This is a genomic window from Methylomonas koyamae, assembly GCF_019669905.1.
Classification (GTDB): domain Bacteria; phylum Pseudomonadota; class Gammaproteobacteria; order Methylococcales; family Methylomonadaceae; genus Methylomonas; species Methylomonas koyamae.
This window is the reverse complement of record NZ_AP019777.1, coordinates 3,574,664-3,592,581: the sequence shown is the minus strand read 5'-3', so window position 1 is coordinate 3,592,581 and position 17,918 is coordinate 3,574,664. Positions and strand designations below refer to the sequence as shown.

At 58.9% G+C, this 17,918-nt stretch carries 14 protein-coding genes; 11 read left to right on the top strand and 3 right to left on the bottom strand.

Annotation, left to right across the window (positions count from 1 at the left end; genetic code table 11):
• Nucleotides 1-23 precede the first annotated feature (23 nt).
• From MKFW12EY_RS16090 to MKFW12EY_RS16065, 6 genes are all read left to right on the top strand, one after another.
• Nucleotides 24-992 carry a class I SAM-dependent methyltransferase gene (locus MKFW12EY_RS16090; RefSeq protein ID WP_245006331.1) on the top strand — a complete coding sequence of 323 codons (969 nt, stop codon included), beginning with the start codon at nucleotides 24-26 and terminating at the stop codon, nucleotides 990-992.
• A 7-nt stretch (nucleotides 993-999) separates the two neighbouring features.
• A complete protein-coding gene (locus MKFW12EY_RS16085; protein ID WP_221054622.1) occupies nucleotides 1,000-1,791 on the top strand; it encodes a glycosyltransferase family 2 protein in 792 nt (263 codons plus the stop codon).
• Complete coding sequence (locus MKFW12EY_RS16080) at nucleotides 1,788-2,654, top strand: glycosyltransferase family 2 protein (protein ID WP_054763135.1); 867 nt, start codon at nucleotides 1,788-1,790, stop codon at nucleotides 2,652-2,654. The genes MKFW12EY_RS16085 and MKFW12EY_RS16080 overlap by 4 nt, the downstream gene beginning before the upstream one ends.
• A gap of 14 nt (nucleotides 2,655-2,668) precedes the next feature.
• The gene (locus tag MKFW12EY_RS16075; protein ID WP_054763134.1) at nucleotides 2,669-3,865 is read left to right on the top strand and encodes a glycosyltransferase family 4 protein; all 1,197 of its coding nucleotides are present in this window, start codon (nucleotides 2,669-2,671) and stop codon (nucleotides 3,863-3,865) included.
• Entirely contained in the window at nucleotides 3,862-4,812 is a 951-nt protein-coding gene (locus MKFW12EY_RS16070) for a glycosyltransferase family 2 protein (RefSeq protein ID WP_221053363.1), read from the top strand. Before MKFW12EY_RS16075 ends, MKFW12EY_RS16070 begins: the two co-directional genes overlap by 4 nt.
• A gap of 322 nt (nucleotides 4,813-5,134) precedes the next feature.
• Nucleotides 5,135-5,866 carry a PEP-CTERM/exosortase system-associated acyltransferase gene (locus tag MKFW12EY_RS16065; protein WP_054763136.1) on the top strand — a complete coding sequence of 244 codons (732 nt, stop codon included), beginning with the start codon at nucleotides 5,135-5,137 and terminating at the stop codon, nucleotides 5,864-5,866.
• A gap of 281 nt (nucleotides 5,867-6,147) precedes the next feature.
• On the opposite strand, the gene MKFW12EY_RS16060 is transcribed toward MKFW12EY_RS16065, so the two are convergent.
• On the bottom strand, nucleotides 6,148-8,289 hold the full coding sequence (locus tag MKFW12EY_RS16060; RefSeq protein WP_245006330.1) for a sensor domain-containing protein: 2,142 nt from the start codon (nucleotides 8,287-8,289) through the stop codon (nucleotides 6,148-6,150).
• Nucleotides 8,290-8,637: 348 nt separating this feature from the next.
• On the opposite strand from MKFW12EY_RS16060, the gene MKFW12EY_RS16055 reads away from it, so the two are divergent.
• Nucleotides 8,638-10,659 (top strand): cache domain-containing protein, encoded by a 2,022-nt coding sequence (locus tag MKFW12EY_RS16055; RefSeq protein ID WP_054763133.1) that lies wholly within the window; start codon nucleotides 8,638-8,640, stop codon nucleotides 10,657-10,659.
• Nucleotides 10,660-11,013: 354 nt separating this feature from the next.
• Here the strand turns inward: MKFW12EY_RS16055 and MKFW12EY_RS16050 are convergent, their stop codons facing one another.
• Entirely contained in the window at nucleotides 11,014-11,232 is a 219-nt protein-coding gene (locus tag MKFW12EY_RS16050; RefSeq protein ID WP_221053362.1) for a hypothetical protein, read from the bottom strand.
• A 49-nt stretch (nucleotides 11,233-11,281) separates the two neighbouring features.
• Nucleotides 11,282-11,485 carry a hypothetical protein gene (locus MKFW12EY_RS16045; RefSeq protein WP_054763131.1) on the bottom strand — a complete coding sequence of 68 codons (204 nt, stop codon included), beginning with the start codon at nucleotides 11,483-11,485 and terminating at the stop codon, nucleotides 11,282-11,284.
• Between the two features lie 409 nt (nucleotides 11,486-11,894).
• Here MKFW12EY_RS16045 and MKFW12EY_RS16040 point away from each other — a divergent pair, with 409 nt between their 5' ends.
• Genes MKFW12EY_RS16040 through MKFW12EY_RS16025 form a run of 4 tightly spaced genes read left to right on the top strand, consistent with a single transcriptional unit; the run spans nucleotide 11,895 to nucleotide 17,909 of the window.
• Entirely contained in the window at nucleotides 11,895-13,028 is a 1,134-nt protein-coding gene (locus MKFW12EY_RS16040; protein ID WP_221053361.1) for a TonB-dependent receptor, read from the top strand.
• Nucleotides 13,025-13,483, top strand: coding sequence for a hypothetical protein (locus tag MKFW12EY_RS16035; RefSeq protein WP_054762998.1), 459 nt, complete (start codon nucleotides 13,025-13,027; stop codon nucleotides 13,481-13,483). The genes MKFW12EY_RS16040 and MKFW12EY_RS16035 overlap by 4 nt, the downstream gene beginning before the upstream one ends.
• Complete coding sequence (locus MKFW12EY_RS16030; protein WP_221053360.1) at nucleotides 13,480-16,122, top strand: hybrid sensor histidine kinase/response regulator; 2,643 nt, start codon at nucleotides 13,480-13,482, stop codon at nucleotides 16,120-16,122. The genes MKFW12EY_RS16035 and MKFW12EY_RS16030 overlap by 4 nt, the downstream gene beginning before the upstream one ends.
• Nucleotides 16,119-17,909 (top strand): sigma-54-dependent Fis family transcriptional regulator, encoded by a 1,791-nt coding sequence (locus tag MKFW12EY_RS16025; protein WP_054762994.1) that lies wholly within the window; start codon nucleotides 16,119-16,121, stop codon nucleotides 17,907-17,909. The genes MKFW12EY_RS16030 and MKFW12EY_RS16025 overlap by 4 nt, the downstream gene beginning before the upstream one ends.
• Nucleotides 17,910-17,918 lie beyond the last annotated feature (9 nt).

The window sequence follows — 17,918 nt, the reverse complement described above, 5'->3', positions numbered from 1 at the left end:
TCAACCCTTACGATTTACGGCGGATGCCTGTGAAAACGATGACTTATGCCAGCATGGCTCACCAGACTTACGGCGAACTGTTGCACCATTGCGTTGCCTGCGGCGGAGAACGCATCCGCTTTTGGCGGCACAAACACTACCAGTACACGGCCGGCGCCGATGCCGAAGAATTTCGGATTTACCGCTGCCAAGTTTGTGGCACCGGCTTTCTGAATCAGCCGCCGCACCGGGAGTGGTTACAGCAGATTTATCGACATTCCGGTCAGGCCTTGACCGCCGAGATCGGTTTGGACGAAGTGCTGCGGCGCGAGCGGCTGTATCCGAATTGCAAGGTGGATGCCAAACGTATCGCTCACTATGCCGATCGCTACAACGCCACGTTGAATTACCGGGCGCTGGATATCGGTTCCGGATTCGGGTTTTACACCCGGGCTTTGCGCCTGCTGGGTTACCGCACCGTCAGCATCAATCCTGGTGCCTACGAAAATAAAGTGTTCGAGCAAATGAACGGCGACCAACCGTTGCCGATCATGTTCGAAGAGTTTCGCAGCGAAGAGCGCTTTGGCGTCGTCGTCATGTCGCAGGTGTTGGAACACTTGCTGGAGCCGGAGCGGGCGCTGCGCAAGGTGGCGGGCCTGTTGGACACCGGCGGCGTGCTGGCTTGTGCCGTGCCGAATTACGCGTCGTTTTTGGTCAAGCTGCTGGGCGCCAACGAAAACGCCTGTTTGTGGGTGCCGGAGCACGTCAATTTCTTTACCGAGCAAGGCTTGCGCAGCTTATTCGAGCGTAACGGTTTGCAAGTCGTGAAAACCGAACAGATCACCCGGGTGCCGTTCGATGCCTTGTCCCGACGCTTGGGCGCCAAGGGCAAGTGGGGCGAGCTGTTGAACGGTTTGGTCAAATACGCGCAAATTCCGTTCAACGGCCTGATGAATCTGTTTGGCATGGGAATTTACCTGAACGTTTACGCGGTCAAGGCTGCGGCCGAGTGAGGTGCCTATGTTGACCGTCGTGATCTTGGCTTGTAACGAAGCGGCGAATTTGCCGCGTTGTCTGGCGGCGATTCCGGAGCGTTATCCGATTGTCATGGTCGATTCCGGCAGCAGCGACGACACCGTCGCCATCGCCGAGCGCCGCGGCTGCCGGGTGTACCACAATCCCTGGCCGGGCTTTGCCGAGCAACGCAATTTTGCGCTGCAGCAGTGCGCTATCGAGACGCCGTGGGTGTTGTTCGTCGATGCCGACGAAATTTATCCGCCGTTGTTTTACCAGCAATTCGATGCCGAATGGGCCACCTCGCGCGACATGGACGTGTTGATGGTGCCGTCGGTGTTGTATCTGCGCGGCAAACGCTTGAAATACGCGCCGGGCTATCCGATTTACCATCCGCGGCTGGTGCGGCGGGAAACGGTCGGTTTCGTCCGCAACCATACCGGCCACGGCGAGGCGGTGCTGGCAAGCAGTCGGGTGGCGACGGCCGATATCGCCTACCAACATTATTTTTACCATGGCGAGATCGTGGCCTGGATGCACAAGCACGTCGGCAAGGCGGCGCAGGAAATCGAGCTGCAACCGACCGCCGGTGCCTTGATGACCGCGCGCGGCCGGATCAGCGTCTGGCTGGGCCGCTGCTGGCTGCGGATTCCGGCGCGGTTTGCTTACCACTACCTGTTGCGCGGCGGTTTTCTGGATGGTGCGGCAGGTCTGGAATTTGCGTTGATGTTTACCTGGTACGAGGCGACGATTTACTTGCAAGCCAAGGCCGGACGCTGGGCGGAGCCTTCGGCATGACGGTGTCGTTGATTCTGGCGACGTTGGGGCGGGACTGGCAGGTCGCCGAGTTTTTGCGCTCGCTGCTGGCGCAGAATTACCGGGATTTCGAACTGATCGTCATCGATCAGAACCGGGACGGCAAAATAGACGCAATCATGGATCGGTTTGGGCCGGAATTGGCGATCAGGCACGTCAAAGTCGATTTCACCGGCAACGCCCGTGCCCGCGATTACGGTATCGCGCTGGCGCAAGGCGAAATCGTCGCCTTTCCGGACGACGATTGCTGCTACGCAGCCGACGTGTTGCAGAAGGTCGTCGCCGAATTCGATCTGCGGCCGGAGCTGGCGATAGTGGTCGGGGCGTCTTACGACGCCGATACCCGCCGCTTCAGCATCGGCGTCAACAGCCGCAAGGCGCGTTATTTCTCGCGCTTGGCCATGCTGGGGGTCGAGTTTACCCAGTTTTTTGCCGTCGCTCGGCTGGAACGCAGCCAGTTTTATCTGGACCACGATTTCGGCATCGGCGCCAAATACGCCGGCGGCGAAGGTTTCGAAATGCTGTATCGATTGTTACGCGCCGGCGCCAAAGCCTTTTATACGCCGGATATCCGCATCTACCATCCAGACAAGGACCATTACCGCTTGGGCAACGCGCGGATGTTGATGTACTCGACCGGTATCGGCGCTTATATCCGCAAATTCGCCAATCAGCGCGATTGGTTCATCGCTTATTACATCGCCAGAAAAATGTTGCTGGCGCCGGTTTTGAAAATGCTGCTGGCGGTTTTGTCCGGCAACCGCGCCAAGCTGGCGTACTGGTATTACAGCCTGGTCGGCATCTGGCGCGGATTTTTTGCTTACCGCAGCAGCGGTTGCCTTTAGTTAAGGAGAATAGGATGGATGTGGGAATAGTTGCGACGCACGTGCCGCCGGCCAAGGGCTACGGCGGCGTATCGGTGACTTGCGGCGTGTTGACCCAGGCCTGGGCCGAGCGCGGTCACCGTATGGCTTTGGTGGCGTCCGACGAGTCGATTTCCGGCCGTTTGCGCGCCGAAGACGTGCAATTGGGCGATACGGTCGACGTGCGGCTTTACCGCTGCTACGGCTGGCGACGCTGGGGCTTCGGCTTGGGGGCAATACCGGCGATTTGGCAGTTGTGCCGGCAAGCGCCGCGGCTTTACATTCACGGTATCGCCACCTGGCCCTCGACCTTGGCGGCCTGGTTTTGTCTGCTATTGCGGCGGCCGTTCGTCGTTGCCGTGCACGGCGGCCTGATGCCGGAGCACGTGGCGTTGATAAAACGCCGCAAGCCGCTGAAATGGCTGTTTTACCGCTGGCTGACGTTTCCGACCTTACGCCGGGCCGTTGCCGTGCATTGCACCAGCGATACCGAAGCCGAGGGCGTCCGCACTGCGTTGGCCGGCGGCGGGCGAATTTTGTTAGTGCCGAACGGCATCGACAGCCGGGCGTTCCGGGTTGCGGATTATCCGGCGCAGGCCGGTTTGCAATTATGTTTTCTGGGCCACGTGCAACAGGAGAAAGGCATCAATGGTTTTATTCGCGCCTGGTTGCAAACCCGGTGTAGCGGCGACAGTTTGGTCGTCGCCGGCCGCAGCGTCGACGGCGCTTATTTCGACGAGTTTTTGCAATTGGTAGCGCAAGCCGACGGCGCAATCGAGTACCGGGGTTATCTGGCGGCCGATGAAGTCAAAGAGTTGCTGGCGCAAAGCCATTTTCTGGTCTTGCCGTCCGGTCTGGAGCAGGCCGGCGGCATGCGCGAGAATTTCGGTAACGTCGTCGCCGAAGCCTTGGCCAGCGGCCGGCCGGCCCTGGTCGCCAAAGGTTTGGCCTGGGATCACCTGTCTCAGATCGGCGCCGGTTGGGTGTTCGAACGCGACCACGCTGCCGTTTGCCAGGTGTTGCGCGCGGCGCAGGCGATCGACGCCGAAGGCTGGCGGCAGATGTCGCAATCCGCGCGGCGCCATGCCGAACAAGCGCTGGATGCCGTGTCGCTGGGCGACCGGGTCTGGCAGGCGTTAACGGAACCGGCCGAATTCGGCCCGGTTGCTAGTTTGGCGGAGCAGCGCACATGAGCAAAGTGGGGCTGATCGTACCGACGCTGAATGTCGGCGCTTTATGGCCGGCTTGGTTGCAAGCGCTTGCCGGCCAAACCCGCAAGCCCGATTATCTGTTGTTGATTGATTCGTCGTCCGATGACGCGACCGCCGAACTGGCGCGAGCGGCCGGTTTCGAAGTGAAAACCATCGCCCGCCAAGACTTCAACCACGGCGGTACCCGCCAATTCGGCGTCGACTATCTGGCCGATGCCGAGATTCTGCTGTTTCTGACCCAGGACGCCTTGCTGGCCGACGCCGAGGCCTTGGCCAATTTACTGGCGGCCTTCGCCGATCCCGAAGTCGGTGTCGCCTATGGCCGGCAGTTGCCGCATGTCGGCGCCGGTGCCATAGGCGCCCACGCCCGCCTGTTCAATTACCCGGCGCACAGCCAAGTGCGCAGCCTGGCCGACCGCGACCGCTTCGGCATCAAGACCGTATTCATCTCCAATTCCTTTGCCGGCTACCGGCGTAGCGCGTTGTTGCAAGCCGGCGGTTTTCCGCGGCATACCGTAATGAACGAAGATACCTTCGCCGCCGGAAAGATGCTGTTGCACGGTTGGAAATTGCAATATTGCGCCGATGCCAGGGTATTCCATTCCCACGATTACGGCTTTGCCGACGAATTCAGACGCTATTTCGATATCGGCGTGTTTCATAACCGGGCGGCGTGGTTGCAGCGGACTTTCGGCGGTGCCGCCGGCGAGGGCAAACGCTTCGTCGGGTCCGAAATGCGTTATTTGTTTCGGCATGCGCCGGCATTGCTGCCTTCCGCGATGCTGCGGACCTTGCTGAAGTGGCTGGGTTATCACATCGGGCGTTCCTGCCACCGGCGTTTGCCGGCCGGCGTCAACCGCTATTTCAGCTTGCACCGGGCCTACTGGTCCGCTTCATTTTCCTCATCCGCGCCGCCAGGCGCGGACTGATTTCGCAATATCCGCTTCAAGCCCAGGCCCGCCAAGGCCTGCGGCTCTAGTAAATTTTCCGCTTCCGACGGGCTTTTTTGCTTGAAAAATACCGTTTCTTAATGATTCCTTAATGAAAATTGCAGGTTTTCTTTAATCTTGGCCCTGTAGCTTACGAGACGCTATCGCGATTTATTGGCAGAACTACAGGCAAATAGCTGAATGGAAAACATAATTCCCCGGCAGGGCGCTTCGGCAAAACCGCTTCGCAGCGTTACAATGACGCCAGAAAGTTAGCGCCTGAATTTAAGGGATTTGATTAATTTTGTTATGGAGTTTCAACTTGATTTCTGAAAAGCATTCTTTCGACAACTGTTTTGAGGTTTTTTTAGCTGATACGCCGGAAAGCAAGCGAATCCACTACAACCTCCGCTATCAAGTCTACTGCGACGAGCTCGGCTACGAAGACAAGGAGCTGTTTCCGCAACAATTGGAATTCGACGAGTGGGACCAACACGCCGAGCATTTCATGGTCCGCCACCGTTACACCGGCCAATGGCTGGGCGCATTGCGCGTGGTCAGTCCGCATCGGCAGCGCTTTCCGTTCGAGGAAAAATGCGAAGCGGACCAGCCGCTGGCCGACGCCGATTACCGCGGCGCCATCGAAATTTCCCGCCTGTGCGTGTTGCGCGAAGCCCGGCGCTTCGCTCCCCGCATCCTCAGCCAAACCGAGCCCGATCCGGCAAGCAACGTCAAATACCTGAACACCTTACGCCAGCAAAGCCGTAGCATCATGTGGGGCCTGTACCGCGCCGCCGTCGATTATTCGGTGGAGCAAGGCATCGAGCACTGGTTCATTCTGGTCGCGCCGGCCTTGGCTTATGCGGTGAAAAAACAGGGCTTCGAAATGCACCAGGTGGCGGAACCGTGCGAACATCGCGGTCTGCGCACGCCTTACCGGCTGGATGTCCACCACATTTTGCAAAATCCGCTGTGGCAAGAGGATTACCAGCTCGGCTACCGTCGTTATTCCGAGCTCGAACAAGGTAATTACGCCGTCCGCCAGCGGGCATAAGCGGCGGCTGTTCGCTCGGCCGAGAGAGGCCAACTGCCTATCTGGCTACGCCGGCGCTGATTGGATGGGCGCCGGCATAAGCATGTCCAGCACTGAAAATCTTAGAAACGGAGCGAACGCGAAGCGAAGATTTTCAGTACACGATAGCCTTAATGCCGGGTGGGTTTTCGCAACGAAAGGGACGAATCGAGGCCGCCGAAGGCAGAAGCGACCGCGTAATTTTTGTCGATTTTTTCTGGCAGGAGGCCCGAAAAAATCTTTCGGCAAAAATAGCGACTCTCCTAGCGGCTGGTCAGCAGCGCGCAAAATTCCGCTTCCGCTAGCGGTTGGCCGAACCAATAACCTTGGGCTTCATCGCAGCCGTTTTGCAGCAGGTAGGCGGATTGCTGTTCGGTCTCGACGCCTTCGGCAACCACCTTCAAGCCCAGGCTGTGCCCCAGCGCGATAATGGCTTTCAAAATCGCGGCGTCGGTGGATTCGTGTTCCAGGTTGCCGACGAACGCCTTGTCGATCTTCAAGCGGTCCACCGGAAAGTCCTTCAGGTAGGCCATGCTGGAATAGCCGGTGCCGAAATCGTCGATGGCCAGGGTCAAGCCCAACGCTTTCAGGCCGTGCAGAGTTTTGATGAATTGCGGCGTGTCGTGCGCCAGGCAGGATTCGGTGATTTCCAGTTCCACCGTGTGCGCGGCGACTTGGGTGGCGGCCAGCGTGGCGGCGATGGTGCCGATCAAATCGCGCTGGCGAAATTGGCGCGGCGACACGTTGACCGCAACCGGCAGCGGCCGGCCCAGGATTTGTTGGAAGCGGTTGGCGGCCAGACAGGCTTGTTGCAGTACCCAGCGGCCGATTTGCTCGATTTGGCCGGTTTCTTCGGCGATCGGAATAAAACTCAGCGGCGAAATTAAAGCGCCGTCGGGCGGCTGCCAACGGATCAGGGCTTCGGCGCCGCAAATCCGGCCGCTGGCCAATTCGATTTTGGGTTGGTAATACAGCAGAAATTCTTCGTTCTCGATGGCGTGGCGCAGCCGGTATTCTATCGCCATGCGTTCGGTCAAAACCTGGTTCAACTCGCGGGTATAAAACTGGAAATTGTTGCGGCCGAGTTGTTTGGCTTTGTACATCGCCGAATCGGCATGTTTCAGTAGCGTGCCGGCCTCCTGGCCGTCGCCGGGATAGACGCTGATGCCGATGCTGCAGGATACGACGAATTCCAAGCCGTCGATGGTGCAGGGCGCCGCCACCGCCGCCAGAATCCGCTGCATGCTGTGGCTGATGTCTTCGATCTTTTGCAGGCTGCACAGCAGCAGCACGAACTCGTCGCCGCCCAGCCTGACCACGGTATCCGAGTCGCGCACGCACTGCGCCAGCCGTTCCGCCATCACTACCAACAGCGAATCGCCGACATGGTGGCCCATGCTGTCGTTGATGAATTTGAACTGGTCCAGATCGACGAAGGCCACCGCCAGAATATTGTCGTAGCGGGCGGCGAAATTGATGGCCTGTTGCAGCCGGTCGGACAACACCGTGCGGTTGGGCAGCCCGGTCAGCATGTCGTGGGTGGCCTGGTATTCGATTTGTTGCTCGTAATATTTGCGTTCCGAGATATCTTCGACCGTACCTTCGTAAAACAACAGCCGGCCGTCGCGGTCGCGCACTTCGCGGGCGTTCTCGGTGATCCAGATGATGTCGCCGTTTTTGCGGTAGACCTGGGCTTCGAAGTTACGCACTTCGCCGTTGGCTTGCATGATGGCTATGTACTCGCCGCGTTTTTCCGGATCGACGTAGAGCTGGCGTTGAATATCGGAAATGCCGTTGCGCAAATCCTGAGTCGATGCGTAACCGTAGATGCGGGCCAGCGCCGGGTTGAAATCCAGGTATTGGCCGCTCGGCGTGGTCTGGTAAATCCCTTCGATGGCGTTTTCGAAAATCGAGCGGTAACGGGCTTCGGCGTCGCGGGCCGCTTGCTCGCTGCGTTTGCGCGCCGTCACGTCCTGAATGAAACCTTCCAGCGCCACCAGTTCGCTGTGGTCGTTGAACAGCGGAAATCCGCTTTCCTGGACCCAGTGGACGCTGCCGTCGGCATGGACGATACGGTATTCCAGATCGAACTTTTTCCGGGCGTGGGCGGCTTTTTCGATCAATCTTCGCACCCAAAGGCGGTCTTCGGCCAGCGTCAATTCCTCGTAGGAAATGCGTTTGTTGAACAGCAATTCCTCCGACGAGTAGCCGGTCAGCGCCCGGCAACCTTCGCTGACGAAGACCATGGTCCAGTCGGCATCCAGCAGGCAGCAATACACCATGCCTTGCAGATTGCTCATCAGCATGCTGAGCATACGTTCGCGGTCTTGCAGCAGCGCGCGCAGTTTCGGGTTCAGGCATGGCGAGAAGTCGGACGCGGCGGAAAGTTTGGAGTTGGCTGGCATGAAGGGGATCGTTGAATAAACCAACCAGGAGTTAAGCACATTTCGTACCCGCTGCCGATTGGCGGGAACCGCCGCCGTTGCCGGACGCGGAGGCGGCGGCAATTTGCACGCCAGCGGCGCTGTTGTGCCTGGTTCTAGTGCCTGGGACCTAATTTTGGGCAAAATGGGCTGATTCAGCTTGGTGCGATATGCGCTGGCTTGGTGCGCTGTGAGTTGGGGGTGAGACGGGTTTCGCAAAAAATGGCTGGCATTGGCGCTGGTACGAATCCTGCTATCAGACCTGCGCCGGGGCGTTGCAAATTAGCGGCCGCGGTTTCGCATCCGCTAACTTTGCAGGGATTGAGTCATATGAATGCATTGATCGAGAAACATACGCCCAAGCTACTGAACGCAATGGTCGACGTCAGAAATTTCGAAACGCGTCTGGCGCAACTGAACGACTGGTGGGGAAAAATCACGTTGATCGGCAAGATCAACAGCCACAATGTTGCGCCGACCATTCTGGACGATATGGCACGTACGCAAAGCAAATTCGGCGAATTGCAGCGCAAACTGACCCATAACCTGCTGGTGGAGAACGTGCAGAAGCTGGTGCTGGACAATGCCTCGAAAGCGCAGGTGGCGATCGATCTGCTGGTGCGAAATTTGTTCGAGCGCACCGCCGACGTCGGCTTTCTGGCCACCGACGACGATATTCGGGTGTTTTTGGCTCAGACCGAGCCGGAGCCGGAACAAGTCCGCTGCATCGAAAACCGTTTGCGCGAATACGTGAAAAAGTACAGCGTTTACGACGAAATCGCCATTTTCGATGCGCAGGGCCGGTTGCGGGCGCATTTGGACCCGGATAACCGGATCGAAGGCAGCGACCCGCTGGTGGCGGAGACCTTGCACAGCGACCGCGATTATCTGGAAACCTTCCGTTACAGTGTGTTGCAAGCCGAACGTTGCCGCTCACTGATTTATTCCTGCAAGATCACCGAAACCGACCAAAAGAACTCTCGGGTGTTGGGCGTGCTGTGCCTGTGTTTTCGCTTCGAAGACGAAATGCGCGGCATATTTGCCGATTTGTTGGCGGCGGGCGACCGCGGCATCATCGCCATCCTGGATGCGGAGCGGCGGGTTATCGCCAGCAGCAACGAGCAATTGCTGCCGGTGGATACCCGCTTTCCGCGTAGCGAGGCGGTCGGCTTGGTCAATTTTCAGGGCCAGGATTACATCGTCAATACCCGGCCCGGTAACGGCTATCAGGGATACTACGGCCTGGGTTGGCGCGGGCAGATGATGACGCGGCTGGATTTTGCTTTCGGCCGCGCTGGCGACGAGCAGGGCGGTGCCGACTACAGCGAGATCATCGGCCAGTCGGACAGTTTTCCGCCGGAATTAAAGGAAATCCACAAAGCTTCTGTCGATATCAACGCCGATTTGGGGCTGCTGGTGTTGAACGGCAAAATCGCCTCCGCCCGCCAGAATGCGGCCGAATTCATGCCGGTGCTGGAAGCGATCAAACAGATCGGTACCGATATTGCCGGCATTTTCGCGGCTTCGGTGAACAGTCTGCAGGAAGTCACGGTGATGTCGTCGCATCTGAACAACGCCGGTTTTTTAGCGTCGCTCGCCGTCAACATCATGGATCGTAACCTGTACGAACGGGCCAACGATTGCCGCTGGTGGGCCTTGACTTCGGCTTTCCGCCGCAATCTGGCCAAAACCGAAACCACTGCTGTGGAGAAGCGGCAAATGTGCGAAATCCTGGCTTATATCAACGCGCTGTACACGGTGTATACCAACCTGTACCTGTACGATGCCCACGGCGAGATTGTCGCGGTGTCGGATGCGACGCAAACGGCGTTGATCGGCAGCAAGGCCGACGAAGCCAGCGGCTGCAGAACCGTATTGAACAACGCCGACAGTCAGCATTACGGGGTTTCCGATTTCGTGCCGAGCCGCTTCTATCAAGGCCGCCACACCTATATTTATAACGCCGCCGTGACCGATCCGGCCGGCAACGGCCGGGTGGTGGGCGGTATCGGCATTGTGTTCGACAGCGAACCGCAATTCAGCGCGATGCTGCGGGAGCTCCTTCCCAAAGAAGCCGGCGGCGCGCCGCTGAAAAACAGTTTTGCCGCGTTTACCGATCGCCAGGGCCGAATTTTGGGGCTTGCCAACCATGGCCATTACCGGGTCGGCGAACGTTTGCCGCTGGACGATAGCCACTTTGCTTTGAAAAACGGCCAGACCAGCTCGTCGCTGCTGCGCCACGAGGGAGCGAATTATGTGTTAGGGATTGCGGCCGGGAAGGGCTACCGCGAATACAAAACCGCGGATGGTTACTGCAACGATGTGCTGGCCTTCGTGTTCATACCGCTATAACCCGGAGCTAGCCGCGCAGGTGGAAGCGGGAGTGGCATTGTTCGAGGGAGGGGGCTGCGTAAATGAGTCAGTGGCGCTAATGTGTCCGTTTTAGCTATCTCCAACCTAAACCGAAGCAGCACGAGCACCACCGGAGCCAAGTTACCTTGCAACTCGGCATAGTCAAGCCGAGACGGTTTTTCGGGTGGGGATGGCGGCGATCGCCTTCGGATGCGCTTCGAGGGATACAGTCTTGACCGGACGCCAACCCCGTGCTAACCAGCTTACCGCGGGCTCGGACACAGTCAATGCCGGGCGAAACGCAAAAAAAACCGGACGGACGCCGTATGGCGTTCGCCCGACTGGAGGTTGCTGTTACCGCTGACTAAAAAAATTCGCTATCCGGGGGCAGGACGGGTTGGGCTCAGCCGGCGTCGTCACGGCTGCCGGCTCGGTCGATCCGGTTAATGCCGTGGCCTCTGCCGCCGGCGCATTGGCCGTAGCCAAAAACAAGCCTATGACGATGAACAGCAGGCTGATCGCGCAGCGTTTCAACTCGTGCCAGTAGGCCGTTAGCAGTTTGGAAGGGTTCATTTACGTGCTCCTGGTGGTTTTTGTCGTTGGCCGCCGGCGTGGGCGGCGCTCACAGGCAAGCGTTTTTGACCGGCCGCAGGCGCGGCATTTCGGCTTTGCGCGCCAGGTTTTGCCGGTAAATTTCCAGCGCTTCGCTACGCATTTGTTCGCAGAATGCGCATAAAGCCTCGCCGTCGCTGTACAGGCGTTGTTCGTGTTGCGACAAGCTGTCGCCGCATCTGTCGCAATAATGGGGAAGGCGTAATCTGTTCATGGCAATCGGCTCCCGTTCGGTCTGGTTGGATTAAACGACGTTTGTCGTTGTGAAGTAAGAGAACTATTTCACTTATGGCAAATCCCGGGCCAAATAACCTAGTTGCCGGCTTTGTTTTTATAAATTATTGAATGTATTTGTATTTTTTTGATTTTGCGGGGCGCTTGCCCGGCTGGCGGCGGACGGAACCGGCCAAAGTCGTTACTATTATTCGTAGCGGTTACGACATTTCGTAAATATTGGCGGCAGATGGCGCATTGCTGCGGCCCGGGGTTGCGGCGGAGGCCGGCAGTTACGAAATAGCGTCAACCTCAGCTTGAAATGTGATACATTTCGCTAAATTTCGACCCGGACTTGTACTTTCAACCAATAGCAATCTAGCCAGGCTTCTTTCGGCAGAGAACCCAACATGCGGCGACGACACCGTTCAGCGAACTTTTTCCGTAAGCTGCGTACGCTTGCCGCGGCGATTCATGGCCTTGCATTGACCTGTGCCGCGGCGCAAGCGGCCGGGCTCGGCCACGCCGGCCACGCCGCGAGTGGCGATGCCAGCATGCTGCCGGGCGATTTGCTGTTGTTTCCGGATTTGACCGGTATCGTCCGCTACGACCAGGAACCGCAAAAGAAGCTCAGTACCGGCGACGTGATCCCGGCCATCAACGTGTTTTACACCACCGATTACCAGCGCTTCCGTTTTCTCGGCGAATGGCTGGTCAGCAGCAAAACCCATAATCTGGAACGGTTTCAACTCGGCCTGCATATCGGCGACGAATCCACTCTGTGGCTAGGGCGGTTTCATAACCCGATCGGCTACTGGAATATGCAATTCCACCACGGCGCGTTTTTGCAGTCCACGATCAGCCGGCCCGGCATCATGGCCTTCGAAACGGCCGGCGGCGTGATTCCGAACCATCTGACCGGTTTTCTGTGGGAAGGCGTGCACCAGCTCGACGAGGGCGGCGTTTATTACACGATAGGTGCCGGCGCCGGCCCGCAAATCAACCGCGGCCTGGAAGCCTTCAATCTGGTGGAGCCGGCCGGCTCGCACCGGCCGGCCGCCTCGTTCCGCCTCGGTTACCAGCCAGTCAGCTTCGGCGTCGACGAGTACGGCATCTCCGGCGCTTACAACCAGATCCATTCCGACGAATTGACAGTCAACAACGTCATCCAGTACGTTGCGACCGCCTACGCCAACCACCAGATCGATGCGGTAACGCTGCTCAGCGAACTGGTTTACGTCAATAACCGGCTGGAAAACCCGCACGGCGGCGCCAAGAACGACGATTTCCTCAGCGCCTACGGCCAGGTGGAATGGGAGGTGATGCCGCGCTGGACCCTGGTCGGCCGGGTAGAAGGTACGTTCGGCGCCAACCACGACCCCTATCTGGCGATGTTCCCCAAATTCGTCGACGACCGTTTCATGGGCGCCGTGCGCTATAAAGTCAATAACAACATGGCGTTGAAGGTCGAAGCTTCCCGCGACCATTTGCGCGACGACCATTTCGGCGTCGTCATGTTTCAATGGAGCGCGGTATTTCCATGAGACGGTTGCGCGGCCTGTGCCTGTTCGGTTTGCTGTTTGTGCTCGGCGTACAAAGCCTGAAGGCGGTTACCAGACAATCGCTGGTGCTGGTCACCGGCACCGCTTCGTCGGTACCAGCGTTGACGGTGCAGGAAGCCAGAAAACTGTTTCTGGGCGTGCCGCTGGAGAAGGGCGGCGAACGGCCGGTGCCGTTGTTGAACGTCAGCGACCCGTTGATTTACGAAGTGTTTCTGCAAAAAGTGGCGTTCATGTCGGCGAACGCCTACGAAAACCAGACCATTTCCGTCGTGTTCCGCCTAGGCGGCAAACGGCCGGAAAGCTACAGCGATTTGAAGGATTTGCTGGCGGCATTGCAACAACATCCCGGCACCGTGACCTACTTATGGGAAGACCAGGTGCGGGCCAATCAAGGTATCAAAGCGGTTAACGTGTTATGGCAGGGAGCGGCGGAATGAGGCGGTTTTTTCATAGTTTCAACGGACGCATGATTTTGGCGGTGGTCGGTATCCACCTGTTGCTGGTGCCGGTGTTGTTGTTCGGCATTTACCGGGTGATCAAGCCCAGCGTGGAAGAACAATTCGTCAACTTCGTCCGCTCCGACGCGCTGTTGTTCGGCAATTTGATCGCGCCGCGGTTGGGCGGCGGCAAGAGCCGGGAATTGCAGGAATTGTTAGGCGATTTTTTATTGAACGGCCGCCTGGCTTACGCCGACATCGTCAGCGAAAGCGGCGAATTGCACGCCGATGTCGAACTCAACGCCAAGCAGCAATTCCAGGAAGACTTTTTCTTCGGCGAGCACGGCGACGACATTTACTTCCTGGCCGTGCCGGTCGCCAATCCCGACGACGGTTCGCTGGCGATATTGCGGTTGGGCTACGACGAACGCCAGGTGCGCCACGACATCGTCGTCATTTACCAGCGCAGCGCCTACTTCGTCGCGATTTATCTGGGTTTGTCGCTACTGGTGGTCGGTTTGTTCGGCCGCCGCTTGGTCAGTCCGTTGGAGCGTTTGCGCGACGAAGCCGAACAGATCGCCGCCGGCAACCACACCCGCCAATTCAGTTCCGGCACCAAGATCAGCGAAGTGCTGGCCTTGACCGAGCATCTGGAGAAAATGCGCCAGGCCTTGGTGTCGGCCCGCGACGCGGCGTTGCAGGCGGCAGGCGCCAAGACCGAATTTCTGGCCAACATGAGCCACGAGATTCGCACGCCGATGAACGGCATCATGGGCATGATCGGCCTGGCCTTACGCACCGAATTGACGCCGCAGCAGCGCGAGTTTTTATCGATGGCCAACAGTTCGGCCGATGCCTTGCTGCGCATCGTCAACGACATTCTGGATTTTTCCAAGATCGACGCCCGCAAGCTGGAGCTGGACCACGCGCCGTTCAAATTGCGGGAAAGCCTGGGCGACACGCTGAAACTGCTGGCCGGCCATTCCCACGAAAAAGGCCTGGAATTGATGCTGCGCATCGATCCGGAAACCCCGGACGACCTGATGGGCGATATCGGCCGCTTGAACCAGGTCATCATCAACCTGGTCGGCAATGCGATCAAATTTACCCAGCACGGCGAGATCGTGTTGCAGGTCAAACCCGAGGCGGTCAACGACGACCGGGTGCGGCTGCATTTCTCCGTGCAGGATACCGGCATCGGCATTCCGCGCGACAAACAGCAATTGATTTTCGAAGCCTTCGCCCAGATTGACGCCTCGTCCACCCGCAAATTCGGCGGTACCGGCCTGGGCTTGTCGATCTCGTCGCGGCTGGTCGAACTGATGGGCGGCCAGTTGTGGCTGGAAAGCGAGGAACACAAAGGCAGCACCTTCTATTTCAGCGCCTGGTTCGACCGCCATAGCCGGAGCGACGCCGAAGCCGCCGCGCCGGCCTTGATCGACGTTAAAGGACTGCCGGTGTTGATCGTCGACGACAACAACATCAATCTGCGCGTGTTCGAGGAAATTCTGCACCATTGGGGCATGGCCCCGACCACGGTCGACAGCGGCGAGGCGGCGATCGAGGCCTTACAGCGCATGGCCGAAACCGGCGGCACTTATTCTTTGATTTTGCTCGATGCGATGATGCCGATCATGGACGGCTTTATGGTGGCGAAAATGATCCGCGAAGACCCGCGGCTGGAGCCGGTGACCATCATGATGCTGTCGTCGGCCGACCGCCCCGACGACTCGGAACGCTGCCGCGATCTGGGTATTAATCTGTACGTGCGCAAGCCTGTCAAGCACTCCGAGCTGTGGCATGCGATCCAGTCGGCGCTGGGCAAGGCCGAAAGCCGTTCGGCCGAGCGCGGGCCGCTGGTATTGGCGAAACCGCCGAAATTACTGAATATTCTGTTGGCCGAAGATAACCCGGTGAACCAGTTCATGGCCGTGGCCTTGCTGGAAGAGCGCGGCCATACGGTGCAAGTCGCCAACAACGGCCAGGAAGTGCTGGATATTTTGCAGCGCGACCGATTCGATTTGATCCTGATGGACGTGCAAATGCCGGTGATGGACGGCTTCCAGGCCACCGAAGCGATCCGCGCCGCGGAAGCGCAAACTCAAAAACACCAGCGTATCGTGGCGATGACGGCCCACGCCTTGAAGGGCGACCGCGAACGTTGTCTGGCCGCCGGCATGGACGATTACATCGCCAAACCGGTGCAGGAACAGGAATTACTAGCGACTGTGGAGTGTTGGAATATGGCGGCGGCAGAACTGGAACACCAAAGCGGCGCTGCGGCGCCGGCAGCGCCGGTACTGGAATGGCAGGAGGCTCTCAACCGGGTGCGCGGCCGCAGCCAGTTGCTGGCCAAGATGATGTCGCTGTTTCTGGAGCAGTCCACCGGTTTGCTGGAAGACGCCGCCGAGGCGATCAGACGCCGCGACGGCGAAGCCCTGCGCCTGTCGGCGCATACCTTGAAGGGCTCGGCCAACAGCATCGGCGCCTTCGAATTCGGCCAGATCGCCCAGCGCATCGAATCCTCGGGCCTGGAAGCCGCCTATGACGATGCCGGCGCCGATCTGGCCTTGCTGCGCGCGGCGATGCTGCGCCTGGAACCCGAAATCCAAACTTTCCTGGCCGAGAATAGCGTATGACAATGTCCGCCCGCTCCGACGCCAAACCCACCATCCTGATGGTGGACGACAATCCGGTCAATCTGGAAGAGCTGGCGTTTTTATTGAACGACGCCGGTTTCGACGTGCTGCGCGCAGAGACCGGCGAAACCGCGCTGGAACTGGCGAAAAGCCGGCAGCCGGACTTGGTGTTGCTGGACGTGCTGATGCCGGGCGTGGACGGCTTCACCACCTGCGCCACGTTGAAAAGCCACCCGGCCACGCGCGAGATTCCGGTGCTGTTCATGACGGCGCTGGCCGATACCGCCAACAAGGTGCAGGGTTTCCACGTCGGCGCGGTCGATTACATCACCAAGCCGTTTCAATACGAGGAAGTCATCGCCCGGGTGCAAACCCATTTGACCTTGCAAATGCTCAAATCGGAGCTGCAGGAAAAGGAGCAGCGCCTGTCGCGCATCTTCGAGAACGCGATGGACGCGATCCTGGCATTGGACCAGGACGGCCGGATTACCATGTTCAATGCCGCCGCCGAGCAAATGTTCCTCCGCAAAGCCACAGACACCATCGGCCGCGCTGTAGACCGCTTCCTGTCGCCGGAGTTGTACAAGACCGTGACCAATTTCCGCGCCGGCGTGCCGGCCAAGCAGGCGATCTGGATTTCCGAGGGCATGACCGCCCGCCGCGGCGACGACAGCGAATTCCCGATCGAGGCCACCATATCGCGGGTGGAATCGTCCGGCCAACAGCTTTACATCCTGATTCTGCGCGACATCAACGAACGCAAGGCGCGGGAACAGGCCGAAGCCGAATGCCATACCCTGCGCGGCATCAATTCTTATCTGCAGGAAGAGGTTTTGGCCAGCCGCGACGGCGAGGAATTGATCGGCAATTCGGCCGGCCTGCGCCAGGCGATGGCGTTGGTCAAGCAGGTGGCGGCGACCGATGCGACGGTATTGATCACCGGCGAAACCGGTACCGGTAAGGAGTTGATTGCGCGGGCGATCCATAATCTGAGCGGGCGCAAGGACAAGACGCTGGTGAAATTGAACTGCGCGACGATTCCGGAAAATCTGGCCGAGAGCGAATTGTTCGGCCACGAAAAAGGCGCCTTCACCGGCGCGATCAACCGCAAACTGGGCCGGTTCGAATTGGCCAACGGCGGAACCTTGTTTTTGGACGAGATCGGCGAACTGCCGCTGGAAATGCAGGCCAAACTGCTGCGCGTGCTGCAGGAGGGCGAATACGAACGGGTCGGCGGCACTCAAACCCTGAAATGCGACGTGCGCGTCATCGCCGCCACCCACCGCGATCTGGCCCAGTTTTCCCAAGAGGGTCGGTTCCGCGCCGACTTGTATTACCGGATGAACGTATTTCCGATCCATTTGCCGCCGCTGCGCGAGCGCAAAGAAGATATTCCGCATCTGGTGCGGCATTTCATCAACAAATACGCGGCCAAGTTCGGCAAGAAAATTACGACGATTCCGGAACGGTTGATGTCGGACATGCAAAGCTACATCTGGCCCGGCAATATCCGCGAGTTGCAGCACATCATCGAGCGGGCCGTGATTCTGACCAACGGCTCGCAACTCGCCAACGTCGAATGCGTGCACGCCACCGCGAGCGGGGGGGCGCAAGCCGCAGGGCCGATCCTGACGTTGGACGAAGCCGAAAGGCAGCATATTCTGAAAGCGCTGGAAGCTACCTCCTGGCGTATCGCCGGCAACCAGGGTGCCGCCAAAATCCTTGGCGTGCCATCGACCACGTTACGTTCGCGGATGGAGCGCTTGGGCATCAGCAAGCCGGTCTGAGCGGGCTTG